General features: G+C 50.5%; 27 protein-coding genes. 15 read left to right on the top strand and 12 right to left on the bottom strand.

The features are described from left to right. Positions 1-93: 93 nt before the first annotated feature. The 11 genes from I5M19_RS07875 to I5M19_RS07925 all read left to right on the top strand — a co-directional run bounded on the left by I5M19_RS07875 (position 94) and on the right by I5M19_RS07925 (position 12,296). A complete protein-coding gene (locus I5M19_RS07875) occupies positions 94-807 on the top strand; it encodes an ABC transporter ATP-binding protein (protein WP_200065654.1) in 714 nt (237 codons plus the stop codon). Beyond that, positions 804-1,586 (top strand): hypothetical protein, encoded by a 783-nt coding sequence (locus I5M19_RS07880; RefSeq protein WP_200065655.1) that lies wholly within the window; start codon positions 804-806, stop codon positions 1,584-1,586. Before I5M19_RS07875 ends, I5M19_RS07880 begins: the two co-directional genes overlap by 4 nt. Beyond that, positions 1,583-2,272, top strand: a complete 690-nt coding sequence (locus I5M19_RS07885) for a GIN domain-containing protein (RefSeq protein ID WP_200065656.1) — start codon at positions 1,583-1,585, stop codon at positions 2,270-2,272. The genes I5M19_RS07880 and I5M19_RS07885 overlap by 4 nt, the downstream gene beginning before the upstream one ends. 124 nt (positions 2,273-2,396) lie before the next feature. After that, positions 2,397-2,930 carry a CPBP family intramembrane glutamic endopeptidase gene (locus I5M19_RS07890; protein WP_200065657.1) on the top strand — a complete coding sequence of 178 codons (534 nt, stop codon included), beginning with the start codon at positions 2,397-2,399 and terminating at the stop codon, positions 2,928-2,930. A gap of 72 nt (positions 2,931-3,002) precedes the next feature. Beyond that, complete coding sequence (locus I5M19_RS07895) at positions 3,003-3,248, top strand: hypothetical protein (protein WP_200065658.1); 246 nt, start codon at positions 3,003-3,005, stop codon at positions 3,246-3,248. Continuing rightward, positions 3,236-3,823, top strand: a complete 588-nt coding sequence (locus tag I5M19_RS07900; protein WP_200065659.1) for an alpha-ketoglutarate-dependent dioxygenase AlkB family protein — start codon at positions 3,236-3,238, stop codon at positions 3,821-3,823. Before I5M19_RS07895 ends, I5M19_RS07900 begins: the two co-directional genes overlap by 13 nt. 17 nt (positions 3,824-3,840) lie before the next feature. Continuing rightward, positions 3,841-4,158: an RNA recognition motif domain-containing protein gene (locus tag I5M19_RS07905; protein ID WP_200065660.1), complete on the top strand. Its 318-nt coding sequence runs from the start codon at positions 3,841-3,843 to the stop codon at positions 4,156-4,158. Positions 4,159-4,195: 37 nt separating this feature from the next. After that, positions 4,196-4,522: a DUF6660 family protein gene (locus I5M19_RS07910; protein ID WP_200065661.1), complete on the top strand. Its 327-nt coding sequence runs from the start codon at positions 4,196-4,198 to the stop codon at positions 4,520-4,522. 63 nt (positions 4,523-4,585) lie between these two features. Further along, a complete protein-coding gene (locus tag I5M19_RS07915; RefSeq protein ID WP_200065662.1) occupies positions 4,586-8,980 on the top strand; it encodes a CusA/CzcA family heavy metal efflux RND transporter in 4,395 nt (1,464 codons plus the stop codon). A 5-nt stretch (positions 8,981-8,985) separates the two neighbouring features. Next, entirely contained in the window at positions 8,986-10,203 is a 1,218-nt protein-coding gene (locus I5M19_RS07920) for an efflux RND transporter periplasmic adaptor subunit (RefSeq protein ID WP_200065663.1), read from the top strand. 116 nt (positions 10,204-10,319) lie between these two features. Further along, the gene (locus I5M19_RS07925; protein WP_200065664.1) at positions 10,320-12,296 is read left to right on the top strand and encodes a heavy metal translocating P-type ATPase; all 1,977 of its coding nucleotides are present in this window, start codon (positions 10,320-10,322) and stop codon (positions 12,294-12,296) included. Positions 12,297-12,319: 23 nt separating this feature from the next. On the opposite strand, the gene I5M19_RS07930 is transcribed toward I5M19_RS07925, so the two are convergent. The 10 genes from I5M19_RS07930 to I5M19_RS07975 all read right to left on the bottom strand — a co-directional run bounded on the left by I5M19_RS07930 (position 12,320) and on the right by I5M19_RS07975 (position 24,631). Beyond that, positions 12,320-12,781 carry a DUF305 domain-containing protein gene (locus I5M19_RS07930; protein WP_200065665.1) on the bottom strand — a complete coding sequence of 154 codons (462 nt, stop codon included), beginning with the start codon at positions 12,779-12,781 and terminating at the stop codon, positions 12,320-12,322. A 31-nt stretch (positions 12,782-12,812) separates the two neighbouring features. Beyond that, positions 12,813-15,317 carry a heavy metal translocating P-type ATPase gene (locus I5M19_RS07935; protein WP_317193221.1) on the bottom strand — a complete coding sequence of 835 codons (2,505 nt, stop codon included), beginning with the start codon at positions 15,315-15,317 and terminating at the stop codon, positions 12,813-12,815. Positions 15,318-15,368: 51 nt separating this feature from the next. After that, complete coding sequence (locus I5M19_RS07940) at positions 15,369-16,586, bottom strand: efflux RND transporter periplasmic adaptor subunit (protein ID WP_200065666.1); 1,218 nt, start codon at positions 16,584-16,586, stop codon at positions 15,369-15,371. Then, positions 16,579-17,826, bottom strand: coding sequence for an efflux RND transporter periplasmic adaptor subunit (locus I5M19_RS07945; RefSeq protein WP_200065667.1), 1,248 nt, complete (start codon positions 17,824-17,826; stop codon positions 16,579-16,581). The genes I5M19_RS07940 and I5M19_RS07945 overlap by 8 nt, the downstream gene beginning before the upstream one ends. Further along, complete coding sequence (locus tag I5M19_RS07950; RefSeq protein ID WP_200065668.1) at positions 17,801-19,033, bottom strand: TolC family protein; 1,233 nt, start codon at positions 19,031-19,033, stop codon at positions 17,801-17,803. Before I5M19_RS07950 ends, I5M19_RS07945 begins: the two co-directional genes overlap by 26 nt. 4 nt (positions 19,034-19,037) lie before the next feature. After that, positions 19,038-22,190 carry an efflux RND transporter permease subunit gene (locus I5M19_RS07955; protein ID WP_200065669.1) on the bottom strand — a complete coding sequence of 1,051 codons (3,153 nt, stop codon included), beginning with the start codon at positions 22,188-22,190 and terminating at the stop codon, positions 19,038-19,040. Beyond that, positions 22,187-22,396: a heavy metal-binding domain-containing protein gene (locus I5M19_RS07960; RefSeq protein ID WP_200065670.1), complete on the bottom strand. Its 210-nt coding sequence runs from the start codon at positions 22,394-22,396 to the stop codon at positions 22,187-22,189. The genes I5M19_RS07955 and I5M19_RS07960 overlap by 4 nt, the downstream gene beginning before the upstream one ends. Positions 22,397-22,512: 116 nt before the next feature. Further along, on the bottom strand, positions 22,513-22,917 hold the full coding sequence (locus tag I5M19_RS07965; protein ID WP_200065671.1) for an HYC_CC_PP family protein: 405 nt from the start codon (positions 22,915-22,917) through the stop codon (positions 22,513-22,515). A 102-nt stretch (positions 22,918-23,019) separates the two neighbouring features. Next, complete coding sequence (locus I5M19_RS18800) at positions 23,020-24,213, bottom strand: GAF domain-containing sensor histidine kinase (protein ID WP_200065672.1); 1,194 nt, start codon at positions 24,211-24,213, stop codon at positions 23,020-23,022. A 58-nt stretch (positions 24,214-24,271) separates the two neighbouring features. Then, complete coding sequence (locus I5M19_RS07975) at positions 24,272-24,631, bottom strand: response regulator (RefSeq protein ID WP_200065673.1); 360 nt, start codon at positions 24,629-24,631, stop codon at positions 24,272-24,274. Between the two features lie 73 nt (positions 24,632-24,704). Between I5M19_RS07975 and I5M19_RS07980 the strand changes: the two genes are divergently transcribed. Genes I5M19_RS07980 through I5M19_RS07990 form a run of 3 tightly spaced genes read left to right on the top strand, consistent with a single transcriptional unit; the run spans position 24,705 to position 25,970 of the window. Further along, positions 24,705-24,878: a hypothetical protein gene (locus I5M19_RS07980; RefSeq protein ID WP_200065674.1), complete on the top strand. Its 174-nt coding sequence runs from the start codon at positions 24,705-24,707 to the stop codon at positions 24,876-24,878. A gap of 7 nt (positions 24,879-24,885) precedes the next feature. Then, positions 24,886-25,815 (top strand): NADP-dependent oxidoreductase, encoded by a 930-nt coding sequence (locus I5M19_RS07985; protein ID WP_200065675.1) that lies wholly within the window; start codon positions 24,886-24,888, stop codon positions 25,813-25,815. 5 nt (positions 25,816-25,820) lie between these two features. Next, the gene (locus I5M19_RS07990; RefSeq protein WP_200065676.1) at positions 25,821-25,970 is read left to right on the top strand and encodes an AP2/ERF family transcription factor; all 150 of its coding nucleotides are present in this window, start codon (positions 25,821-25,823) and stop codon (positions 25,968-25,970) included. 20 nt (positions 25,971-25,990) lie between these two features. Here the strand turns inward: I5M19_RS07990 and I5M19_RS07995 are convergent, their stop codons facing one another. Together I5M19_RS07995 and I5M19_RS08000 are read right to left on the bottom strand one after the other, a co-directional pair. Then, complete coding sequence (locus I5M19_RS07995; protein ID WP_200065677.1) at positions 25,991-26,215, bottom strand: KTSC domain-containing protein; 225 nt, start codon at positions 26,213-26,215, stop codon at positions 25,991-25,993. A 1-nt stretch (position 26,216) separates the two neighbouring features. Further along, positions 26,217-26,411, bottom strand: a complete 195-nt coding sequence (locus I5M19_RS08000; RefSeq protein WP_200065678.1) for a DUF2188 domain-containing protein — start codon at positions 26,409-26,411, stop codon at positions 26,217-26,219. A gap of 51 nt (positions 26,412-26,462) precedes the next feature. On the opposite strand from I5M19_RS08000, the gene I5M19_RS08005 reads away from it, so the two are divergent. Further along, positions 26,463-26,849, top strand: a complete 387-nt coding sequence (locus I5M19_RS08005; RefSeq protein ID WP_200065679.1) for a TraR/DksA family transcriptional regulator — start codon at positions 26,463-26,465, stop codon at positions 26,847-26,849. Positions 26,850-26,851: the final 2 nt, after the last annotated feature.

Raw genomic sequence — 26,851 nt, forward strand, 5'->3', positions numbered from 1 at the left:
TGCTGGTTGTCTTCAGGTGTCCCTCTGTTGGAAATATCCGGCCCTTCGTCGAATGGATTTGTTCCTAACTGTCGATCGCTGTCTATTTGCATCATGATCGTTATCAAATATTTAAGTTATGGTTACCGCAAAGGCCAGCAATTATTTGAGGGTTTAAACCTGACCTTACATCCGGGTAAGGTGTATGGCCTGCTGGGCAGGAACGGTGCCGGAAAGTCGAGCCTGATTAAACAAATGGCCGGTTTGCTGTTCCCAGTGCATGGTTCCTGTACCCTTAATGGGCGGGAAGCAAGGCACCGTGATCCGGATATGCTCGAACAGTTGTTCTTCATTCCGGAGGAATGCCAATTGCCGCCGGTCACCATTCCCGTTTTTCTCCGGATATACCAGGGATTTTACCCCAACTTCAATCTCCATCAGTTTGAGGAATATCTCCGGATATTCCGTGTCCCGCCGGACAGCCATTTACGCAGACTGTCCTTTGGCCAAAAGAAGAAAGTCTATATCGCCTTTGCCCTGGCGGCAAATACCGCGGTGCTGATTATGGATGAGCCGACAAATGGGCTGGATATTCCCTCCAAGCTCCAGTTCCGGGACATTGTTCGCAGTGCCGGTTGCTGCGACAGGCTGACCATCATGTCAACCCACCAGGTCAAAGACCTGGATAACCTCATCGATAATGTGATCATGATCGACCAGGGGCAGATCTTGCTACAGGCGGATAAGGCAGCCCTCACGGAATATTTCAGCCCCGAACCGCTTGATCTAGAAATATTGTTTAACCGGGTGATCGATCAGCGCTCATGAAACAGTCAATGGCTTTATCTTTCAAAAAAATAGCCGCGCTGAACCGTCGGCAGTGGCTGGAAAACCGGCAGGCCTATGGCTTAACGGGCCTTGCTTTAACAGTAGTGCTATTGCTGTTTTTCTTTATTGGCTGGCACTGGCGCGAAAGCTTTCCGGGTGCGCAGGGCAATGGTATCTTCCTGATCGGCCTGTTCGGCGGCGGAATCGCTTTTTCCGGATGGTTATATAAGGAACTAAGCCGCCCCGCAGATAGCATCTGGCTGCTGGGCCTGCCTGCTTCTGCCGGTCAGAAAATACTGATCTTTTTGTTGCATAGTATTATTTTCTACGGAGTAGGGTTTACCTTGCTTTTTCAAATTGTCGAAACATTATTTTACGGCGTGGTTGCAGGTTCATCCGCTGGTGTTTTACACTCGGCTATTTTCGAAAACGGTTTTTACACCTGCTACCTTACCTTCATCAATATCCAGTTGTGGCTGCTGATCGGCAGCCTGAGCTTTAAAAAGGCGGCCATCATAAAAACCGTGCTCTTGCTCTTGTTGTATTTTATCCTGGCCGCGAGTGGCAATGTCGTGTTGATGAAAATGCTTACCGGTGAAGCCAGGATTACCAGCAGCTTACCGTATGGCTATTTTCAATTTGTACATGAAAACGAGAATATCTATGTGTACCTGCCAGCGTTGGCGCAACACTTGGTTGACCTGCTTGGCTGGTTACTGCCCTGCTTTCTGATCTATATCGCTTACCTCAAATTAATGGAAAAGGAGATCACCGCATGAAAAAGAGCAACCGTTTGTTATTGTTATTCGGGTTATTATTTACCGCCGGTATAGGTTTCACTGATGAAATGCTCGCCGTCCAGTACCGGCATATAGACCTGAATGATCCCTATAAGAACTTTAGTGCCGTAACGATCCACCCTTTTCGGGTACTGGCTATCCGGGGTGGCAATGGGTATATCGTCCGGGTGATGCAAGGTGATTCCTTCAGGGTAATGCTAATGAATTCCCGGAAGCCGTTTTTCCGGCTGGAACAGCGTGCCGATACCGCGTTCATCCGTTTCTCGGTAGCCAACCAACAGTACCAGTCCCCTGAGGAATGTACCACCGGACTGATTATTACCGTACCTCACCTGGCTGCGCTCCGGCTTTCCGGCATCAACGGTGATCTAACCGGTTTAAGCCAAGACAGCCTGCTGCTCAGTCAGCAAAACAGGTCCTTACTGCGTGTTAAAAGGCTCAATGTAGAACGATTATCCTTGCGGGCCACGGGTTCATCAGCAACTTTTTTCCAAGACGACAATCAAACCGAAACTTTGTGGCTCGACCTTGCGGGAGGAAGTTCCGCCGATTTGGGATCCTTACACAGCACATCCATTTTTCCGCACTTACAGGATGATTCACGGTTGAGTGTTACCACCAGTTCTTTAACCCAACTTAAATCCGATGAAGCCCTTAAGCCTTAGATCCCTTCAGCGCAAGTTGCCGTTGATCGGCGGTATCCTATTTATTGTCCTGTTCCCACACTGGGCGCCATTGCCTTTTTATAGTTATGCCCTCGTTTGCTTCTTATTCATCTGGCTTTATTTATTGCGTCAAGGACTAAGCCTGAAAGCTATGGGTTTAGGCCTAAATGGCCTATCCGTTAAAAAGCTATTCATCGGCGTGTTATCCGGCCTGGTCTGGCTGGGTTTCATGCTAGGTGTTTATATTCCGCTGGCCCGTTATATTGCAGCCGGACACGCAAATGGCTATACAGAATATAATTTTTTGATTGGCAACCTGCAGGTCTACCTGATGACCGTACTGGCCGCATGGCTAGTGGGTGGCGTTTATGAGGAGCTGGCTTTCCGGGGTTTTATCCGCTGGGGCGTTACCCGGTTAGCGGGTAAGGTTCCAGGGGCCCGGTATTACAGCGCAGGAATCGCCTCGTTACTCTTCGGCCTTTACCATATCCAGCAAGGCTGGTTAGGCGTAATCCCCGCTACGCTCGGTGGATTATACTGGACCTGGATTACGGTAAAACATAAAGGTGATCTCTGGCCCGCCATTGCCTCGCATATTGTGTATGATACCGCTGTACTCACCCTGATCTATCTCGACCGGTCCCCGGGGCAGCATTAACGAATAATAATTCCGGATGTAAAAATTGCTAATATTTTTAGTATATATATAAGAAAATCCGATATTTGTTTTATGAATGCCTGGATCAAACGGAAACATGGGCCTGATGAAGTGGTCAGTATTATTCCTGATATGAAATGTTCCGATGCGGCGCTGGTTTATCATTTGTATACGGCATTTGAAGCCGGTTATTTGGGCCGGATTTTATTTGACGACCAGGGCTATTGGATTTACGACGGGGAGGAATTGACCGTGGCAGAGCAGGAGCAACTGGGTAAGTTTATTCAGTATCATATGGAAGGATTATGGAGCAGTTGAGTTTTTTTGCGGAGGCAGGGCAGAGTAGGGGCTTGCCAACGGAATTACTGAAATACCTGCCCGGTTTTATTGATGCACAAACCAGTGATGCGTTGTTGAAAAAGCTTATTTCGGATACGCCGTGGAAACAAAGCACGCAGAAACTGTGGGATAAGATGTACCTGACGCCAAGGTTGACCTGTTGGTATGGAGAGACGGAGCGGACAGCAGGGACTTTGCCCTGGACGCCGGAACTGCTGTATATTAAATCACTGGTCGAACCATTGGCAGCAATTAAATTTAACAGCGTCCTGTTGAACTATTATCGTGACGGTAATGATTCGGTGGCCTGGCATAGCGATAAGGAAAGTATCATGGGCAGTCAGCCGGTGATTGCCTCGGTGAGTTTCGGGCAGGTGCGAAATTTTGATATTCGTAATAAGGCCAATCATAAAGAACATTATTCCATCAAACTGGAGCATGGCTCTTTTCTGCTCATGAAAGCAGGTTTGCAGGAAAATTGGGAACACCGCATTGCCAAGTCGGTCAAACCCATGAAGCCCCGCGTCAACCTGACTTTCCGGTTGATCATTTAATATTACCTTTGTCCGATATGATCAAACTCTTTATCGGCGGTTTTCCATTGGACATGACAGAAATGGAACTGGTGCAGATCATTGCGCCCTATGCCGATGTGCTGACCATCAAACTTGTGCGCGACCGCGCCACCAAAAAATGCAAAGGCTATGGCTTTATAGAAGTGGCCGATGAAACCCATGCCTATCAGGCCATCGGGCAATTAAACGGGATGCTGGTCGGTGATCGCGAATTAAGTTTAAATATCGTACCGGAAGCAACGCCCGTTCACCGTAAAGCAGCGCCTTTGGACGCAACTGCCAGGCCAAAGCGGCCACGGCGGCCCAGGCTTTGATGATAGTTACTCATAAAATATTAATATCTTTGGAAAAATGAAGTTGCTGAATATCATTTTATGCCTGTATATGACATTGCTGGGCATCCTGCCTTGCCAGGATAAGGATGATGCAGGCTTCACGATCAACACCACAAGCATTCAGCAAGCACATCACCACGAGGAAAGCGCGGGCAAAGAGACCTGCACCCCTTTGTGTACCTGTACCTGCTGTTCCACTGTCCGTACGCTTACCCCGCAGCTCACTTTGGCCTCCGCTGTTGAAGTGCCGGTTAAGCAGGATTATGCACAACCATCAGTTCCTGCGTTAGCGGATCAGGTCCTTTCTATCTGGCAGCCGCCTCAATCGGTTAATACGCTTTAGTTATTGCACTGGGTTTGACCCGTCAAATTCAGACTATTATTTACGTATTAATCCAACACATTCATGTTTGATAAGATTATCGCGTTCTCGATCAGGAACAAGCTGATCGTGGGCGTATTCATTTTTATACTGGTGGTGGCCGGCATCTATTCGCTGAACCGCTTACCTATTGACGCGCAGCCTGATATTACCAATAACCAGGTGCAAATCATCACCCAGGCCCCGACCTTAGGCGCACAGGAGGTCGAGCAATATATTACCGCGCCGATCGAGCTGGCCATTGCTAACGTACCCAAAGTAATCGAAAAACGGTCGATCTCCCGTTCAGGCTTATCCGTGATCACGGTTGTTTTTGAAGACAACGCGGATATTTACTGGGCGCGCCAGCAAATCAGTGAAGGCCTGAAAGCAGCAGAGGGGCAGATCCCTAAAGATACAGGTGAGCCCGCGCTGGCCCCCATCACCACCGGCCTGGGGGAAATTTATCAGTATGTTCTCCATACCAGGCCGGGGTATGAACACAAATTCAGCGCGACCGACCTGCGCACCATACAGGACTGGATCGTACGCCGCCAGTTGGCCGGCACGCCCGGCATTGCCGAGATCAGCGGCTGGGGCGGTTACGTGAAACAGTATGAGATCGCTATTGACAACGAAAGACTCAACAGCCTGGACATTACGATCAGCGATATTTATAATGCCCTGGAAAAAAACAACCAGAACACCGGCGGTTCCTACATCGAGCAGCGCAGCAACGTCTACTTTATCCGCGGACTGGGTCAGGTAACATCCATTGACGACCTCGAACATATCGTGGTCAAGAACCGCGGCAACGCGCCCGTGGTCATCGGGGATATAGCTAAAGTACAAATTGGCAGCGCTACACGCTACGGGGCAGTAACCCGGAATGGCGAAGGGGAGGTGGTCGCGGGCGTTGCCCTTATGCTTAAGGGGGAAAACTTCAGCGAGGTGGTCAAACGGGTCAAGGAAAAAGTAAAACAGGTCCAAAAGTCGCTGCCGGAAGGCGTGGTCATGGAGCCTTTTATTGACCGGACGGAACTGGTGAACCGGGCGATGGGTACGGTAGAGCGCAACCTGGTCGAAGGTGGTTTGATCGTGGTACTCGTACTGGTGCTGTTGCTGGGTAACTGGCGCGCCGGGCTGATCGTCGCCTCGGTGATCCCACTGGCCATGCTGTTTGCCTTTACGCTCATGAACCTCTTCGGTGTATCAGGCAACCTGATGAGCCTGGGCGCCATAGATTTCGGCCTGATCGTGGATGGCGCGGTCATTATTGTGGAAGCCATCGTTCACCGGATCACCGACAGCAAACGTTTTACCAACAAACCGCTGCTAAAGCAGCAGGAAATGGATGGAGAAGTGTATGAGGCAGCATCCAGAATACGCGACAGCGCGGCCTTCGGGGAAATCATCATCCTGATCGTTTACCTGCCGCTCTTTGCCCTGGCCGGCATTGAAGGTAAAATGTTCCGTCCGATGGCCGAAACGGTCGCCTTTGCCATTCTGGGCGCTTTCATTTTGTCGTTAACGTATGTGCCCATGGCCAGCGCGCTGTTCCTGAGCAAGAAAACGCAGCACAAACGCACCATCGCCGACTGCATCATGGATGCCCTGCAGCGTATTTACCGGCCCGTGCTGCATGCCGTACTGCGGGCTAAAAGGCTGACGGTGGCCTTAGCGGCGGCTTTGCTGGCGCTGGCCGTGTGGGGCTTTAGCCATATGGGTGGCGAGTTTATCCCGACCTTGGAAGAAGGCGACCTTACCGTAGAGATCGCGATGATGCAGGGCACTTCGCTGAGCCAGGTGGTCGAAACTTTCGGTATGGCTGAAAAACTGCTGAAACAAAAGTTTCCCGAGATCAAACAGGTGGTTACGCGTATCGGCAGCTCCGAAGTGCCGACCGACCCTATGCCGATCGAACGGGCGGACATGATGTTGTCCATGAAGCCAAAAGAGGAGTGGACCTCTGCCGGAACCCGGGAAGAAATGATGGAAAGGATTGAAGAAACGCTGGCCACCATACCTGGAATTAACGTGGAAGTTACCCAGCCGATGCAAATGCGCTTTAACGAACTGATGACCGGCATCCGGCAGGACGTAGCCATTAAAATCTTTGGTGATGATATGGATGTGCTGGATGCCCAGGCTGACCGGGTAGCGGCATTGATCCGGCCGGTTAAAGGAGTAAGCGAGCCTATGGTGGAACGGGTAAGCGGCTTGCCGGAAATCAACGTGGCGTACGACCGTCATAAGATCGCCCAGTACGGGCTGAACATTGAGGACGTCAATACCGTGCTCAGCACGGCTTTTGCCGGAAAGGCGGCCGGTGTCCTGTTCGAGGGTGAAAAGCGTTTTGAGATCGTATTGCGCCTGGATCGTAAGGAGCGTTCGGATATCACCCATGTCGAAAACCTGTTTATCCCCCTGCCGGATGGGAACAAGGTGCCGTTAAGCCAGGTCGCCACCGTTAAATTCGAAGATGCACCGGCACAGATCACCCGGGAGGATGGCAAGCGCCGTATCTATGTAGGCTTTAATGTGCGTGACCGGGATGTTGAAAGCACGGTCAAAGAAATACAGAAACTCTTAAGCGAAAAGCTGAAATTACCGGCAGGCTATTATACAACCTATGGCGGCCAGTTCCGGAACCTGGAGGAAGCCAAGGGACGACTGGCCATTGCCGTACCGGTTGCTTTATTGCTTATATTGGTACTGCTTTTCTTTACCTTCCGCTCCCTGCGCGAAACCCTGCTGATCTTTTCGGCGGTGCCGCTGGCGGCGGTGGGCGGCGTGGCAGCCTTATACCTTCGCGGTATGCCCTTCAGTATCAGCGCCGGTGTCGGCTTTATTGCCTTATTTGGGGTGGCGGTGCTGAACGGCATTGTACTGATCGGTTACTTCAACCAGTTGCAGGCAGAAGGTATTACTGATATTGTAGCGCGGGTGAAAAAAGGCACCGAGGTCAGGCTTCGCCCGGTGATCATGACCGCAGCGGTAGCATCGCTGGGTTTTTTGCCCATGGCGCTTTCCTCCACCGCCGGGGCTGAAGTACAAAGGCCGCTGGCTACTGTTGTCATCGGCGGGCTGGTATCGGCGACGCTGCTCACTTTGCTGGTGCTTCCCGTATTATACATCTTGTTCACCAAAAATCATCCACCTAAAGCACGACAGTCTATGGCCTTAAGTCATAAGCCCTTAACGATCCTGTTGATCATAACAGGCGGCCTGCTGTGCGGCACGACTGCACGGGCGCAACAAAACCCGCCGCTGACCTTGCGTGAAAGCATCCAACTGGCGGTCCGTAACAATCCGCAGCTGCGGCAGTCGGCACTGGAGGTCAGCCAGAACAGCGCCTTGCAGGGAACAGCTTTTGATCCGGGTAAAACCGGGCTTACCGTTACCCAGGACCCGACCTCCGGTGGTAATAACGGGAACAGCCTGGGCATAACCCAAAGCTTTGCCTTTCCGACCGTCTATTCGGCCCAGGCTAAAGTATTGAAGGCACAAACGACGCTCAGCGATAAGGCTCGCCTGTTGAGCGAAAAAGAACTGGTAAAGCAGGTAAGCTTGGCCTATTACCAGTTGATCTATGAACAGAATAAATGGCAACAGCTGAAAAGTCAGGACAGCCTGTATCAGCAATTTGCACAACGGGCAGCGCTTCGTTACAAAACCGGCGAAACGAATTACCTGGAACAGCTATCCGCCACAAACGCCTATAAAGAGACCGGCGTAACACTAAAAAAAGCAGCCGCCGATGTATTGATCGCCCGGCAGGAATTACAGCAATTGCTGAATGTGGACTACCTGCCATCAATAGCACCGACCTCCCTCAAAAAACTGGCTGCTCCTGCAAAGGTAGATAGTACCGCCATGGCTAAGCATCCCCAGCTGGCTTATTATGAGCAGCGCAGCGTAGTGGCCGGTGCGCAGGTAAAAGCGGAGCAAAGCGGTTATTTACCGGATATTACGCTGGGTTACCAGCAACAATTGCTCATCGGCGCGTTCAATCCTGCAAATATCGACCGTAACTACTTCCCCGGTACCCGCATCGCGGGCTTTCAGCTAAGCGTTGCCGTGCCGCTGTTCTTCGGAGCGCAAAAAAGCAAGATCAAAGCGGCCCGTGTCGGGCAACAGATCGCGCAGGCGGAGCAGCAATATGCTTATACCTTATTGAACAAAGCCTATCAGCAGCAATTACAGGAAATGGCCAAATATGAAGAGGCGCTGAACTTCTACAGCGATGCCGGCCTCAAGCAAGCCGCAGAGCAGGTGCGCATTGCCCGTTTTGCTTATGAGAAAGGCGAGATCGGTTACGTGGAATTTGTACAGAATATTACACAGGCCATGAACCTGCGTCTCAACTACCTCGCCGCTATTCACGACTATAACCGTGCGGTTATTGAATTACAATACTTGACCAACAATCTGCAATGATAATCATGAAATTAAAATATTTAGGCAAAAAGCCGCTGCTAAGCTTAGTACTGATCAGCTTGCTGATCTTATCCGCCTGTTCTGACCCATCAGACAAGAGCAGCAATGAAAAGGACGCCACCGAAGAAAAAGGCAAAACAGAAGAAGATCCGGAAGGTATCCGTTTAACTCAAGGCCAGCTGGATGCCGTGGGCATCAAACTCGGCACGCTGGAAGAAAAGAATCTGAAAGCAGTGGTCAAGGCCAGCGGACAACTGGAAGTGCCACCCCAGAACCGCGCTGAGGTTACCTTACTGTTAGGCGGTATCGTGAAACAAGTTTTTGTACTTGAAGGGCAACATGTGAACAAAGGGCAAAAACTGGCGTCGATCGGGAATACGCAGGTGATCCAGTTACAACAGGATTACACCAGCGCTTTGTCAAGCCTGGCTTACGCGACAAAGGAATATGAGCGCCAGCGCGAATTAAATGAAGCCAATGCCGGTACCGGTAAGGTTTACCAGCAAGCTGAAAGTACGCTGCGGAGTGAACAGGCCAAAGTGGCCTCGTTACGCGGCCAGCTCAGGCAACTGGGCATCGATCCTGCCGCTGCTTCGCGTGGCAGTGTGACCAGCAGCATACCGGTATTTGCACCCATCTCCGGCACAGTAGGTAAGATCGGGATCGAGACCGGTTCTTACGTGGAACCCGCCAGGCCGCTGATGAATATCGTAGACAACTCGAAAGTGCATTGCGATCTGATCGTGTATGAAAAAGATCTCTTTAAGGTTAAAGCGGGCCAGCAGGTCAGTTTTGTGCTGACGAACCAGGATAACCGGGAGATCACGGGTAAGATCTATGGCATCAACCAGTCCTTTGAAAATGAAAGCAAAGCTATTATTGCCCATGCGGTCATTGAACAGGCGGCTAAAAACAACCTCATCCAGGGTATGTATGTCTCCGCACTGATCGATGTCGGCCAGCAGCAGGTTACTGCGGTACCTTCCGGTGCTATCGTGAAATCAGGCGGTAAAGCATACATTTACCATTTGAAGCAAATGACGGACGATAAGGAAGGCGGCAAACAATATGTCTTCGGGCAGGCGGAAGTGGTATCAGGGGTAAATGACCTGGGTTATACCGAAATTAAACTCATTACCCCGCTGCCGAAAGGGGCGAAGATTGTGACTAGCGGCGCATTTTACATCCTGTCCGCTCAAAAAGCAGTTGGAGATGATGATTAGATCTATCTTAAACCAGGATGGCAAGGAAGAAAAGAATCCCGGCTCGGGTCAGAATAAGGCGGATCATCGATTACGTAGTCTCGGCATGAAACTTAAGACAAATTCAGACAATTATTATGCGTAAAGAATGTTGTGGAAATGAACAGCAGCCCGGCAAAGCGCCTGCTGAAAAAAATAAAAGATTGAATACCGAAGAAGTCCTGGATATGCAGGGCGGCGACAATCATCAGGAAGAAGGCTGGCGGGGTCACTGGCCCTTACTGACTGCCTTACTGATATTGGCCGTAATGCTGACGCTGGAATACGGTTTCAAATATCAGCCACCGTTTCCCGTTAACCTCATTATCTTTTTGATCGCTTTCGGCTTATCCGGGTACACCGTGTTGGGCATGGCCTGGCGCAAGGCCAGGCACTATGATTTTTTTAACGAGTTCTTCCTGATGAGCGTGGCGACCATCGGCGCGTTCAGTATCGGTTCGTATAGTGAAGGCGTGGCCGTAATGGTTTTTTATTCCATCGGCGAATGGTTCCAGGACGCAGCGGTAGACCGTGCTAAAAGAAGCATCAAGGCGCTGCTGGATATCCGGCCCGATCAAGTGACGGTGATCCGCAACGGCCAAAGCCGTGAAGTAGACCCCAAGACGGTCAGGGTGGATGAGATCATCCAGGTAAAGGCCGGTGAGAAAGTAGCGCTGGACGGCGAGCTTTTTTCGGATGCCGCCAGCTTTAATACGGCAGCGCTGACCGGCGAAAGTAAGCCGGATACCAAACGAAAAGGGGAAAAGGTGCTGGCCGGGATGATCAACCTGGACAAAGTAAGCGAAGTGCAGGTTAAATCGCTGTTTAAGGACAGCAAGTTGAGCCAGATACTCGAAATGGTACAGGACGCCACTGCCCGTAAATCACAGACGCAACTGTTTATCAGCCGCTTTGCCAAGATCTATACACCGATTGTCTTTGCTTTGGCTTTAGGGGTTTGCCTGGTACCCTACTTTTTTGTGGACAGTTATAGCTTTCACCAGTGGTTTTACCGGGCTTTGGTATTCCTGGTGATCAGTTGTCCCTGCGCCCTGGTGGTCTCTATCCCGCTGGGTTATTTTGGTGGCATTGGGCTGGCCTCGCGTAACGGTATCTTATTTAAAGGCTCCAATTTTCTGGACGTGATGACCAAGATCGATATCGTGATCATGGACAAGACCGGTACACTGACCAAAGGCGTGTTTAAAGTGCAGGAAGTCAAAGCGTCCAGCTTAGGCAAAGACGAACTGGTACGCCTGGCAGCCGCTATCGAAGCCAACTCTACGCATCCCATCGCTAAAGCGGTGGTAGAATATGCTGGCGATAAGGCTAAAGCAACCAAAGCAGAAAATGTCGAAGAAATCGCCGGACATGGTTTAAAGGGTACGGTTAACGGCAAGACGATACTGGCGGGGAATGCGAAGCTTTTAAAGAAATTCAATATTACCTATCCCGCTGAGGTAGATGGCTTGGTAGATACCGTTGTGGTACTTGCGGTTGATAATCAATATGCCGGTTACATCACTATTGCAGATGAGATCAAGGAAGATGCGAAGGAAGCTATTGAGCAGATGCATAGTTTGAAGCTGCAAACGGTCATGCTATCCGGTGACAAGCAGGCGGTCGTAGAACAGGTCGCAAAAACCTTAGGCATTGACCAAGCCTTCGGTGACCTGTTGCCGGATGGCAAGGTGGAAAAGGTGCAGGGTTTTAAGGATGCAGGAAAACGGATCGCTTTCGTTGGGGACGGCGTTAACGACGCGCCGGTGGTGGCGCTGGCTGATGCCGGAATTGCCATGGGCGGCCTGGGTAGCGATGCGACCATCGAAACGGCAGATGTGGTGATCCAGAATGACCAGCCGTCTAAGATTACTACCGCTATCCGTGCCGGTAAGATCACGAGCCGGGTGGTCTGGCAGAACATCACCCTGGCCTTGACGGTTAAAGTGATCGTACTGGTTCTGGGTGCCGGTGGTGTCGCCAATCTTTGGGAAGCGGTCATTGCGGATGTGGGTGTAGCCTTGCTGGCGATCCTGAACGCTGTCCGTATACAAAAGATGTCGTTAAGCGAATAGATTATATCGTTGATACGGGGCCTCTATTCCCCCGCCTTTTGCAGACTATCGATCAGGGCCTTCATTTCTTTGATCTCCCTGACCTGGGTTTTGATGATGCCGTCGGCCAGTTTACGCACCCGGCCGTCTTTGATATGGGCGTTCTCGCTGGTCATGATCGCGATAGAATGATGCGGGATCATCCCTTTCATGTACTGGATGTCACCGATACCCGCCTGCTTATGCACGCCAAAAAAGGCCAACATAAAGACAAGCACCCCGGAAAGGATCAGCCAGGTATTTTTCCGTTTATCCGGGTACATCACCGGCATCATGGCCAGCATGAGCACGGCCATCGCCGAGATCATCATCAGGGTCATATAGAACCGGGTCATATTCAGATAAATATGGTCCGGCTCATTCACATTCAGGAACATGATCCCGTACATCAGGACGAAAGAAACGGCCAGCATGGCCGCAAACTTTCCGTAATGGGCGTTTTTCATCTCTAAAAAACAGCGTGACCCGGCTTTTGTTTTACAGCTTGGTCCGCCTCAGCCTCAAAGCATTCCCAATGACGGATACCGAACTGAAGCTCATGGCCAGCGCAGCGATCATTGGCGATAGCAGCAGCCCAAACGCAGGGTAGAGTACACCGGCTGCCAGCGGAATGCCGAGCACATTATAGCCCAGTGCAAAAAACAGGTTCTGCCGGATATTGCCCATCACCTTTTCACTCAGGCGCCTTGCTTTAGCAATACCGCGGATGTCTCCTTCTACCAGGGTAATGTCTGCGCTTTCAATGGCGACATCGGTACCGGTACCCATGGCGATCCCGATATCTGCCTGCGAAAGCGCCGGCGCGTCGTTGATACCGTCGCCGGCCATGGCTACTTGCTTACCCGCTGCCTGCAGTTTCCTGACCTCGTTCAGTTTATCCTGCGGCAGTAACTGGGCCTTAAAGCCATCCAGATTAATTGCTATACTCACAGCACTGGCCGTATCCGCATTGTCACCGGTGAACATCAGCACCTGCATTCCTTCCTCATGCAGTTGCTGTATGGCTTGTCTGGCGTCCGGTTTTATTTTGTCTGAAATCACCACAAAGCCAAGCGCCAGCTGGCCCGCCGACAAATAAGAAACCGTTTTTCCCGCCCGCTGTGCTTCGGAAGCCTGCTTTTGCATATCCGGTGGAATGTTCACCTCAAGTTCGTCCATCAGCTTTTGATTGCCTAGGCCAAGTTTTGCCTGGTTGAACAACCCGGTTACGCCTTTGCCGGTAACGGCCTCGAAATTAGAGACCGGCTGTACGGAGATATTTTTTTCTTTTCCATATTTCAGGATGGCCTGCGCCAGCGGGTGCTCACTGTTGGCATTCAGGGCGACGAGTCTTTCCAGCAATTCGTTTTCGGAAAGGCCATTCTCCCGGCCGGCAACCTGTTCCACCGACGGCTTGCCCTCGGTAACGGTGCCGGTCTTATCGATCACTACCACTCGAATGGCGTTCATCGCTTCCAGGGCTCCGGCGTTCTTGATCAGTATGCCTGATTGCGCGCCTTTGCCCACACCGACCATGATGGACATCGGTGTGGCCAGTCCCAGGGCGCAGGGGCAGGCAATGATCAGCACCGCTACCGCATTCACAAAACCATAGACCAGCGAGGGCTCCGGCCCCCAAATCGCCCATATGACAAAGGTAATGACCGCGATCAGCACCACTGCCGGTACAAAATAACCGGAGATCCGGTCGGCCGTTTGCTGGATAGGCGCTTTCGAGCGGCTGGCGGTGTTTACCATGTCGATGATCTGGGCAAGCAGTGTATCGGACCCGACTTTTTCCGCAATCATGATAAAGGTTTTGTTGCCATTGATGGTACCTGCTTTAACCGCATCGCCCTGTTGTTTTTCTACGGGTACCGGCTCCCCGGTGATCATAGATTCGTCTATTACCGCCTGGCCTTCCTGTATGCTCCCGTCTACCGGAATTTTTTCGCCCGGCTTTACCCGCAGCAGGTCGCCGGCACGGATGCTATCAATGGAAACAACCTCTTCTTTACCATCTTTGATCAGCGTCGCCTGGTTTGGGGCCAGCTTGAGTAGTTCCCGTATAGCGCTGTTGGTTTTACCATGCGCGCGGGCTTCGAGCAATTGTCCTAACAATACCAGTGTAAGGATAACAGCAGCAGCTTCGAAATAGAGATACACCGTTCCGTGATGCGTCTTAAATTCATCCGGAAAGCTATCCGGCATAAGCAGTGCAACCACGCTGAACAGCCAGGACACGCCGGCACCGATGCCGATCAGCGTGAACATGTTCAGGTTCCAGGTAATGACCGAGCGCCAGGCCCGCTCAAAGAACATCCAGGTGGCATAAAACACCACCGGGAGCGAGAGCGCGAACTGCACCCAGTTCCAGTAGGTTACCGGCATTAACCTGAACAAAGGATTATTGGTCAGCATTTCGCTCATGGAAATGATAAAGATGGGCAGGGTAAATCCGGCTGCGATCTTTAATTTCCTGAGAAGTTGCTGATAGGTCCGGTCTTCGTCCTCGCTGTTGTTCATAGCCACCAGCTCCATTCCGCAGATCGGGCAGGCCCCCGGCTGATCCCGTATAATTTCGGGATGCATAGGGCAGGTATATTTCGTTTGACTTACCCTGGCAGGCTGCTGCACCAGGTCCATCCCACATACCGGGCAATTGCCGGGTTTGTCGTAAGTCTTTTCACCCTCGCAATGCATGGGACAATAATAGGTACCTGACCCAGTTCCCATAGGCGATGGCCGGCTATGCGCCTGGGAATGTTTGTGTGGCACGGGCTTGCCGGTGCCGTGATCTGCTGCCAGGGTGTAATCTCCAGCCTGCGCCACAGCATGCTGTAATTGTTCCAGGGGAATATGTGTTTCCATGTCGATAACCGCCTGCGGCGGTTCCAGGGTTACTTTTGCGGAAACGCCTTGTAGCTGATTCAATGCTTTTTCTACTTTATCCCGGCAGCCATTGCAGTGCATGCCATTAATCCTGTAACGATGTTGCATCATGATCTTTGCTTTAATAAATGAATAATAAAAACCTGTCCCTTTCTGTTTGACCTACATTTTCATACCGGTCATATTGTGCTGGGTGCCATGCCGGAAAAGCATTTCGCTGTTAAGCAGGTAGGCGCCCGAGGTAACCACTACAGTGCCTGCCTGCAGGCCTGAGCGCACCTGTATCATTCCGTTTCCCGCCTCGCCTGTTTCAATTCTTTTTGCCGAAAAGCTGCCATCGGCATTTTTCACCCATACTGCACTGCCCTGACCGTCGCGTAACACAGCTGGCACCGGTACCGCCTGCACCTGTGCGCTTTTACCCGTGTATACCTTGGCCTGCATACCCGGTCGGATGAGACCGTCCGGATTAGGTATGCCTACCCGAATCAGGGTGAGCGCAGCATCGTCCGACAGTTCAGGGTTAATGAAACTGATTGTTCCGCTGAGGCCCTGCTGGGGCAGCTCCTGAATATCCACTTTTACCTTGTCGCCTTCGCGGTATTGGGCGATTTCGCCCGTGTAGACCTGTGCCTCCACCCAAAGCCGGTTGAGCTGGTAAACCCGCAAAACGGGGAAACCCTCGGTTACATAATCACCCTCATGTACGCCGATCTCGGTTACCGTGCCGCCGACCGTGCTTAAAATACCGGTCGTAGCGGAAGCCTGCCCGGTGCGGGCAAGTGCATCAATCTGTTTAGTGGTCAATCCCCATAGCTTAAGTTTCTGGCGGGCGGCAGCCACAAGGGCCTGGTAGTCCATATCAGGGTTGTGTAGCTGTTGCTGCTGTGCCTTTGCCAGAAGAAATGAGCGTTCGGCTTCCAGCAGTTCCTCGCTATAAATCCGGTAAACGGGCTCACCAATCCGCACTTGTTCACCTACCGAACGTACAAACAGTTGTTCAATACGTCCCGGAAGTCGTGCGCTCAGCTGATCGGCTGTGTTTTCATCAGTGGTAACGGTGCCGGTGAGCACTTTCTCTGTACTAATGCCCGTCTCCCGCACAGTGTCTGTATGTATATTGGCCAGCTTCAATTGTAAATCAGTAAGCCGGATGCTGTTCATGCCCGGCTCGTGCACCTGATCAACTTTGATAAGCTTCATTCCGCAAACGGGACAATTGCCCGGATGCGTTTCATGTACCTGTGGGTGCATGGAGCAGGTATAATAAAAGCTTTGCTGTTGTTTGGCTTCTATTTGAGTCTTCTTTTTGTCTGAATGACATGCTGTCATCAGCAATACAAAAGCCAACGCTGAAAGTAGAATTGTTGTCTTAGTCATTTCCGTTTCGGGTTTTAATAAAACTGTCGCTGCCTACCAGGTACTGCGCATCGGCGGCAACACTGTCTGTAGTGGAAAGTCCGGTGGTAATCTGTACTTCGTTGTTGCGGCTCAAGCCGGTGCTAACCGCCTGCGCTTCGTAAACACCGGCGTTTTTCAACCAGACCATGCTTTGTTGACCGAGGCTGAGCACGGCGGCGCGGGGTAGCCATAAGCCTTTTTTTGAACCGGCTGCAATGTCACCCCGGAGCACACTGCCCACGTGCATGTGGTGGTCATGATTTTCCAGGTAAACACGAACGGTGGTCGTCTTGTCGGCAGTCTGTATTGGCGCTATGAAATTAACTTCTCCCGTCATCGTCATGCTCGCATCTGGGATGGTAAGGGTAACCGGCTGCCCAACCCGTATGCCGGAAACATCGGCCGGTTTTATTTTGAGCAGGGCCCATACCTGGTGCTCATCCAGCACCTGGAACAGCGTTTGTCCCTTTTGCACATACATGCCCTCGCGCAGGTTTAAAGGCGTCGTCTGGTTGTAGTTGTTATTGCCTGCGCCTGCATTCATCATTTGGCTGTGGGTTGCATCATGAACATGGCCGCTATAATTACTATAAACGGGCAAGCTATAGAAAGGGCGACCAGTACGGATAAGCGTACTGATCTGCGCTTCAGTCATGCCCAGTAGTAGCAAACGATCGCGTGCTGCTTTTATAAGCCCGGGCTCGTTCGATGAGGTTTGTTGCAGATAAAGCAGGTCCTGCTGTGCGGTGACCATTTCAGGGCTATATATGTCCATAATCCGCTGCCCTTTGCGTATCTGCTGAAAAGAATATTTTATATATAGCTTTTCAATCCGGCCCGAAAATCGGGCTGCAATATTATTAAAGCGGCGGGTGTCAAACGCCAGATAACCTGCCGCATGCACCGTATCAGCCATGGTTTTTTCTGTGGGATGTACTGTTTTTATATGAGCAATAACAGAAGCGTTTACCGGGCGCATTACCGTTTGCAAATCTATCAGCGTTTGTTCTACCGGTTCCTCGCTTTTCTTTACCAGCGTCATACCACAAATAGGGCAATTGCCTGGTTTATCTTCATGTACCTGCGGGTGCATAGAACAGGTATAATAAAATGATGCCTGGGTTTGTGTTACTTCGGGTTGTTGTTTTGTGCTGCCCGAGCAGGCTGCCAATAACAACAAAGCACATAGCATACTAATATTTCTCCAGTTCTTTTTCATAAGCTATCTGTAAGGTAAATAGCGCCTGCATGTCATCTAAGGCGGCCATGCGGGCCTGTTGTAAATCATCTATGGCATCCAGTACGGCTGGCAGGTCGCCCGTATTTTGCTCGTACGTCAGCAACGCCGTTTTATAAGCATGCTGAAATGCGGGTATAATCCTTGTGCTGTCGTTATCCAATTGTTTTTGCTGGCTTTGAATGGACGCTTCCAGAGCAGCCAGCTGCCCCCTGGCCCGGTTAAGCACATCAAGCCGCTGCTGCTGCAAGGCAGCTACCTCATAACCAAGACCTTTTAAGTCGGCTTTATATCGTTTAGACGACCATGGTGAAATTGGGATAGTAACCGATGCCATCAACGTATACTGATCGGGGTTAGCTCCGTAAGTAAACATGTGACCTGCCTGGATGCCAAAATCAGGCTTACGTTCGCTATAAGCCATTTTGGCCTGCAATTGGTGCAGATCAATATTTCGGTCTATACTTTTGATATCGCTTCGTGCAGAGGCGAGTGAGGCGGTATCAGAGGATAGTAAAGGGAATGCCTGTGCAACAATATTGGTATCCACTGCAAACACAGCCGAAGGATCACGGTTCATCAAGGTATTGAGCATTATATTTTGCTGGTTAACCTCATTCTGTAGCTGTGCACGGGTATTATCCAATTGATAAAGCCGCGCCTTTACCTTGTAAATATTGCTCAGTTTTTCTTTGTTATAGGTAAGCCTGATATTGGCATCCTTTAGCATATAATCAAACAACGCTTGTATGTTTTGTAACAAGTTTAGCTTTTTCTCCAACACCACACGGACAGCATAAGCTTCCCGGGCCTGTGCAAATAATTGGTTTTGCAAAGCTGACTTATCAGCAAGGGTTACAGAAGCCTTTGCTTGTTCAAATTGCTTTTTTGCCTTTAGTTTGGCCGGATTAGTAAACATTTGCTCTCCGGTTACCATAAAAGCACCCATATTGGGGTTCGTTTTATAAGGCGTCATAAACTGCCCGGCGCTAAGCTTGGGCGCATCCAGGTTTTTTGCACCCTCGGCATAGGCATTTTCTGCATTTGCCTGCGCATCAAAAGCACTCAAAGCCGGGTTTTTAGCTACAAGAGACAGCACACTGTCTAAGGTTAACACCTGCTGTGCCTTTGTGTGGAGTGAAATGAGGATAAGCGGCAACGCGCAACAGATCATTAATTTTGTTCTCATTGTCTTATTCTTTTACTTCCAGTACATCCAGTTTACCGTGCTTTTTAAGCTCATACTCTTTTACCATCAAAAAAATGAGTGGCGTAACCAACAAAATATGTGTAGAAGAGGTAAGCACACCACCGATCATGGGTAACACGATAGGGCGCATTACATCACTACCGGTACCTGTTGCCCACAATATGGGAACGAGACCAAAAAGAGCCACGCAAACGGTCATGAGCTTGGGCCGCAAGCGTTTTACTGCACCATTCATTACATAAGTGCGCAGATCGGCCCGGGTAATGGTTTCTGCGGAGTTGCCTTTAAGAGCCACCAGTTGCTGCATGGCATCGTTAAGATAAATCACCATCACGATACCCGTTTCTACTGCGATGCCAAACAAAGCGATAAAACCCACTGCCACAGCTACGGATAAATGCACGCCGAAGAAGTAGACCATATATGCGCCGCCAATGAGGGCGAAGGGGATGCTGATGAGACTGAAAAAAGCTTCGCGTACCGAATGGAAGGCCAGGTAAAGGCACCCAAAAATGATAAGCAACACAATGGGTAAGATAAACCTGAGTGTACCTTCCGCGCGAATCATGTTTTCATACTGCCCGCTCCATTCAAAATAATAGCCCTGTGGCAAATCTTTAATCAAGCTGTTCAGCTTTTCCTGTGCGTCTTTCACCGTACTGCCCAGATCGCGCCCGCGTACATTGAACAGCACGGTGCCGCGCAACTGCGCATTTTCTGATTGTATCATGGCCGGCCCGTCGCTGATGTTTATATCGGCCACTGATGACAGCGGCACCGGCCCAAAACCGGGCGTTTGCACCAGCGTACGTTTGATGGCCGCCAGGTTATCACGGTAATCCTGCGCAAAACGGGCGTTCACGCTAAAGCGCTGCCGCCCCTCTACCGTAGTGGTCAGGTTAACGCCTCCTAATGCACTTTCCACCACCTCGTTCACATCATCAATACTCAGGCCGTACCGGCTGATGGCTTCTTTGTTTACTACAATATCCAGGTACCTGCCGCCGTTAATCGGTTCGGCATACAGGTCTTTCACACCATCAATACCCTGCAAGGCATCTTTCACTTTTTCGCAAAGTGCGTTGATGCTGTCCAGGTTCTGCCCGTAAACCTTCAAACCCACATCGGTACGGATGCCGGTAGACAGCATATTGATGCGATTGATGATGGGCTGGGTCCAGCCATTTACTACGCCTGGTATCTGTAGTTTGGCATTCAGTTCATTCACAATATCTTCTTTAGTGATGCCTTTACGCCATTGATCGCGTGGTTTAAGTAAGATGATGCTTTCCGTCATACTCAGCGGCGCATTGTCCGTTGCGGTATTGGCTCTCCCTGCTTTGCCCAGCACATCAGCTACTTCGGGCTGGCTTTTTATGATTTTATCCTGCACCTGCAATAGTTGCTTCGCCTGGGTGTTAGAAATATCCGGCTGCGTAACCGGCATAAACAGGATGGAGCCTTCATCAAGCGGCGGCATAAACTCGCTGCCAAGGCTTAACAATAGGGGTATACTCACCAGCAATGCAATCAGGTTAATAGCAAGAGTGGTTTTGCGCCAGCGCAGGCACCAGTTGAGTAAGGGATGATATATTTTTTCAAGGGCACGATTGAGCGGGTTTTCTGTTTCACTGCGCAGCTTCCCTTTCAGAAAGAACGAAATGAGCACCGGTGCCAGCGTAACAGCCAGCACCGCATCAACACCCAGGATAAAGGTTTTGGTCCAGGCTAAGGGACCAAATAGCTTACCCTCCTGACCGCTCAGCATAAATACCGGCAAGAACGAAGTGACGATGATAAGCGTTGAGAAAAACACACCGCGACCCACCTGCTTGCAGGAACGTTCAATAATAGCCAGACGATCATTTTTCCCGACAGGCCCTGCCAGCGCAAGGCTGCGGTGCGCATTTTCGGCCATTACAATGCCGTTATCCACAATAACACCTATGGCCAGCGCAATACCTGTTAATGACATGATGTTGGAGCTGATGCCAAAGGCATTTAGCAGGATAAAACTCGTGGCTACAGTAATAGGTATCTGGATGATAATGCTGAGCGCGCTGCGCCAACTGAACAGAAACAAAAGCACAATGAGCGATACGGTAATCATTTCTTCGATCAGCGTGTGCTTTACTGATGCTACCGCATGCCCCACCAGTTCGCTCCGGTCATAATCGATATGAAATTTTACGCCGGAGGGCAGTCCTTTCTGGATATCAGCCATTTTTGCTTTTACCCCGGCAATTACTTTTTCGGCATTTTCGCCATAGCGCATCACCACAATACCGCCTACCGCTTCGCCGTTGCCATTACGGTCAAAAATACCCAGGCGCTGGTCGCCGCCCATCTGTACGGTGGCGATATCTTTGATCAGTACAGGAATAGTGTTAACTACGCCAACGCTGATGTTTTCTACGTCGCTCAGGTTTTTAATGTAACCCAACCCGCGTACAATATAGCCGGTTCCATTCATCTCAAATTTTCGGCCGCCAACATCATTATTGTTACTTTTGATGGCGCGCAACACCCGCGATAACGGGATTTTATAATAGTCGAGTTTATGCGGATCAATATTTACCTGATACTGCTTCTCGAAGCCGCCAAATGAAGCCACTTCGCTTACGCCCGGTACGGTTTGCAGGCCAAGTTTAATATACCAGTCCTGTAAGGCGCGTTGTTCGCCCAGATTCATACCTTTTACATCCAGCGTGTACCATAACACATGCCCCACACCGGTACCATCAGGCCCCAAAGTGGGGGTAACGCCCTGCGGCAACAGGCGCTGGGCATAGTTCAGGCGCTCTAAAACGCGGGTTCGTGCCCAGTACACATCGGCTTTATCTTTAAAAACCACATAAACAAAGCTCATCCCGAACATGGAGGTACCCCTAATGGTTTTTACATCAGGAATACCCTGCAGATTACTCACCAACGGATAAGTCACCTGGTCTTCCATCAGTTGGGGGCTCCGCCCCGGCCACTCGGTAAACACGATCACTTGGTTCTCTGAAAGATCCGGTATGGCATCCACCGGGTTTTGCTGTACGGCAAACACGCCCCAGCCAAACAGGCCGATAGCAAGCAGCAAGACCAGGTACCTGTTTTTTAAAGACAGGCTGATGAGCTGACTGATCATTTGTTATCCGTTTTTTCAACCAGCGTCATGCCGCATTTTGGGCACTTGCCAGGCTTATTGCTCAACACTTCCGGGTGCATGGTGCACGTGTACTGCATGGTGGCCGTCTTTTTGGCGGTTGTATCGGTATTGGTTTTATTAGCGGTATTACTGCCACAGGCAGAAAACAAGATGGCAGCAGTAGCCATCAGCATAATCTTTTTCATGTTTTAATAAAAAATAAGCGTAAATGGATGGTATAAGGCAATCAGCCGAATACGGTTATCTTGAATGTGTAAATTGATACGCATTCAATTGCCCGGGAAGGCAGCAAGAAAAGAAATCAGATACGGTAATTGCAGTTGAGCAGGTAGACAGGGGGGCAAGATAGCTGCGGTGGCGCATGGGCGTATAGGGTCGGCGCTGCCGCCATCGCCGCAGCGATATTCAGGAACTCAAATTTCTGCGCAGGTACCGCCACCGCCAGGCCAATGACCTTAAAGGCCGTTTCAGTTGCACCAAAATGACGGTCTTTTAATTTGAATACCTGGTGGGTGGTCTGGCAACAGTCTTTGCCTTTAAGTTGTTGCCCGTTTAAAGGAAGGGAAGCATGAGCCCGGCTATCACCCTCTCCCAGTGTAAACGTGGTCGAGGCCAGTCTACCGCAGCAGTAAAACTGCGCTGCAGACACCCCCGTGGCCGAAAGTACGTAAATAAGGGTAAACAAAAGGGCGAACACTCGCTTCATCCGACAAAAGTAATAGTTTTTGAAATAAATAATATGACTGTGGTCATTTTAGCAGCTGACCAGCAAAATAAAGTGAAAAAAGATGCAGAATTATCGCCTGCCTTAATTCAGCGGCAAAGTGAACCAGAAGCTGCTGCCCCTACCGATTTCGCTTTCTACGCCCAGCTCTCCGCCATGCTGACGAATGATCTCGGAAATAATGTACAGCCCCAGACCAAGTCCGGACGTACGCTGATTTTCTGAACGGTAATAGCGCTCGAAGATATGCGGCAGCTTATTGGCAGGGATACCGGGCCCCTCGTCCCGAACGCTGACGCGTGCCCTATGATCCTGACAGCTCAAACTGATATAAATATGGTAGGATGTCGGCGCATATTTGATCGCGTTATTAACGAGGTTTACGATGACCTGCTCAATCTTTTGTTCATCGGCGAATACCTCCAGCTCTTTCTTACCCTCCAGTTGGATTTGGTAACGGCCTTCCAGATGAATATGGGCGCAGCAATCTTCGATAAGCTGGCCGATGCGGAAACGGCTACGGTTCAGCGGCAGGTTACCGGTAGCAATCCGGCGGACGTTCAGCAGATCGGTAACGAGACGGTTGAGCTTCTGCAAGCTGCGGCTGGCCTGTGCCAGCATTTTTCCAAAAGGCGTGGTCTTATCGGGCTGCAGCCGGTCCAATAATTGCAGGGACGCGGTGAGACTGGTTAACGGCGTTTTCAGTTCATGGCTGGCGACGCTCAGGAAAGCATCTTTTTCCTCGGCCAATTGCTTTTGCGCTTCCACTTCATTCATCGCAGCCAGGCGCAGTTCCATCTGCTCCATCACCACGCGCGATAGCGTTTCCAATACCTTGCGGTCGTTCGTGCTGAACGTTCGTGGCCTGAAGTCAGCGATACAGATCGTACCGATCAAATAGCCGTCCGGCGATTCCAGCGGGGCGCCGGCATAAAAGCGCACACCTTGCTTCACCGGTACGCTGTCCGCTACCTGCGGTGCCTTCAATGCATCTTCAAAAACCATGACGCCCGGGCTCATGATGGCCAGGGCGCAAAGGCTTTCACCACGTTCGGCGCAGCGCACTTTACCGACACCTACGGTAGATTTGAAAAAGACAGTATCCGAACCTACCAGTGAGATCAGGGCGACGGACGTCTGAAAGGTGGCCGCCGCCAGCAATGTCATGTTATCAAATACCGTTTCCGCCGGCGTATCAAATAGGCGGTAACGTGCCATAGCGGCCACACGCTCGGGGTCATTACCGGGTACGATATCAATAGCGAAACTGTTTTTCACAACTGCGTTTTAAAATTAAGATAAGATATAACACCCGGGCGCACGAATTGTTCAGGAGCTAAGATTCCGGGATAAATCCGCGCAGAATTCGGAAAAGGTCGTCCAGGTTGAAAGGTTTAGCTATATAGCCATCAAACCCGACTGTGCGGTAAACCTCGCTGATATCGCTGTTACAGCTTAAGGCCAACACCGGCAGCGCCGGATAACGCTGTTTAATCTCGCTACACAGGCAGGCGCTGTCCTTGTCGCTCAGTACGTAATCAAGCATAATGGCGTGGGGCTGCGCTTGCCCGATCAGTTCCAGGACATCGGGCCCGCTTTCGCTTAACGCATAGACCCGAAAGCCTTCCTGTTTTAGCACGGCATATAAAACATCTGATATTTCGGGATCGGTTTCCTGTATGATAACGGTTTCCATGGTCAACATGTAAATAAACAAAACCCAATATCGTAAATATTGTTAACTAATAAGTAAACTAATTTATTGTTTTATGAGCACAAGAGGAAGCAAGGTGGAACGTCGTTCTGTATCAGATCAACCCCACGAACTCAATTATGAAGCGCGCAAGGATGGTGTTAATAAAGACGTCATATCAACCGCCAAAAAGTCGGCGGGTTCCAATCAGCGCCAGGAGGTAGAAAAGCAACTTACTAAAGAAAAGTAGAAACACGATGAAAGCAGCAAGGATACATGAATTCGGAAACACAGACGTGCTGGAATTGGAAGAAACGGAAAAACCGCAGCCCCAAGACCACGAGGTACGGATTAAAGTGCATGCCAGCTCCGTGAATCCGGTCGATCAGAAAATTATGGCTGGTGCGGCACAGCAAAGGTTTCCCACCCAATTTCCGTTAACCATCGGCTGGGACGTGTCTGGTGTGGTGGAGGCGGCCGGTAGTAAGGTCCGCAGATTTAGTATAGGCGACGAAGTGTACGGAAGGCCTTTTCCAACAAGGAACGGCGCTTTTGCCGAATACCTTGTTATGGAAGCCGACCAGCTGGCGCTCAAGCCGAAAAGCATTGACCATATTCATGCCGCAGCAGCTCCGCTCGCAGGACTCACCGCCTGGCAGGGCCTGTTTAAATTCGGCAAACTGGAAAAAGGCCAGCGGGTACTGATTCATGCAGCCTCTGGCGGTGTCGGCAGCTTTGCCGTACAGTTTGCCAAATGGAAAGGCGCCTATGTGATCGGCACGGGTTCGGCAGATAACCTGGCTTTCATTAAACAGATAGGAGCTGACGAAGCTATAGATTACCAGAACGAGCGTTTTGAGGAAAAGACCGGCGACATCGACCTGGTCTTCGACCTGATCGGTAAGGAGACCCAGCAGCGTTCCCTGCAGGTGATCAAGCCTGGCGGGCGCCTGGTGACCACGGTCATGCCCGAGTATAAAGAGGAGGCCAAAGCAAAGCATATCCAGTTGGAGGGCTTCACCGCCCAGTCTTACCCGGAAGACCTGGAACAGATCGCGGGTTTGATCGACGAGGGCCTCATACAGCCCGTTATATCGGCAGTTTTTAATTTGGATGAAGCGAAGAAGGCCGAGGAAATGAACGCGCAGCATCATACCCGCGGCAAAATTGTGATCAAAGTAATTTAATATTTATGATCAGGAAATTAAAATCTGGCAAATACCGGATCTACTCCAAAAAGGTAGACCCGGATACTCATAAACGCAAAAATCTGGGTACGTTCGATTCGAAGGAAGCGGCCCGGAAGCATGAAAAGGAAATTCAATATTTCAAACACCATTAAACATAGGCGACAGTATTCATTCAAAATAAGCTCGACTGGTTCATACCCGGCGTAACATCCTTAAACGGGTATTTGCCCTTGATGTGCTTATTGAACCAGATACCTTTGACCATCGTGGCTTTGAACTGCCGGTACTCATTTTCCGGAACCCCCAGGTAATGGTACACCTTTCCCGAGTGATAGATGACTTCGAATATCTGCGTTCCGGCGTCGTAATGGTAAGATTTGATGACGGCAGAAGGCATGTCATTTTTCGTTTTTGGGAATTTCTTCCGGGTGATGTTCAAAATGCTTGCGCGCCTGTTTCAGGCCGGTGGCGATGGCTTCACCTTCGTTACCGGTAGTTTTTAAGACTTCATTAGCGATCTCGGTCGCTTTATCCCGAAGATATTTCGGTTGGTTCTTGTAAGATGGCGGGTAATCGCCGTTATACCAGGGCATGATTCCTCCTTTTTTTATAAAACCAGGACAGCGCTTTTCTGTTTAGCTTGCATGGAAAATATAACGACACCGGGGCCGACCCGCTATTCAGATATAGAATTAGAAGAATTCAGGCAACTGATCCAAAACAAGCTGGATATTGCCCGTGACGAATTCGCCGAGCTGAGTGCCGTACTCAATGGCAGCAACAGCAACGATGACAACAGCGGCGCTTATGCCACGATGGAAGATGGCGCGGCGACCCTGGAAAAAGAAACCGTTTACCAGATGGCGGCCCGGCAAAAGAAGTTTATGGAACAGTTGGAAGCCGCTTTGGTAAGGATCGGCAATAAAACTTATGGCATTTGCCGCGCTACGGGGAAACTGATCCAAAAAGAGCGGCTGATGGCCGTACCACATACTACGTTGAGCATGGAAGCAAAATTGCGGCAGAATTGACA

Origin of the sequence: Mucilaginibacter segetis (genome assembly GCF_016522075.1) — a bacterium.
Classification (GTDB): domain Bacteria; phylum Bacteroidota; class Bacteroidia; order Sphingobacteriales; family Sphingobacteriaceae; genus Mucilaginibacter; species Mucilaginibacter segetis.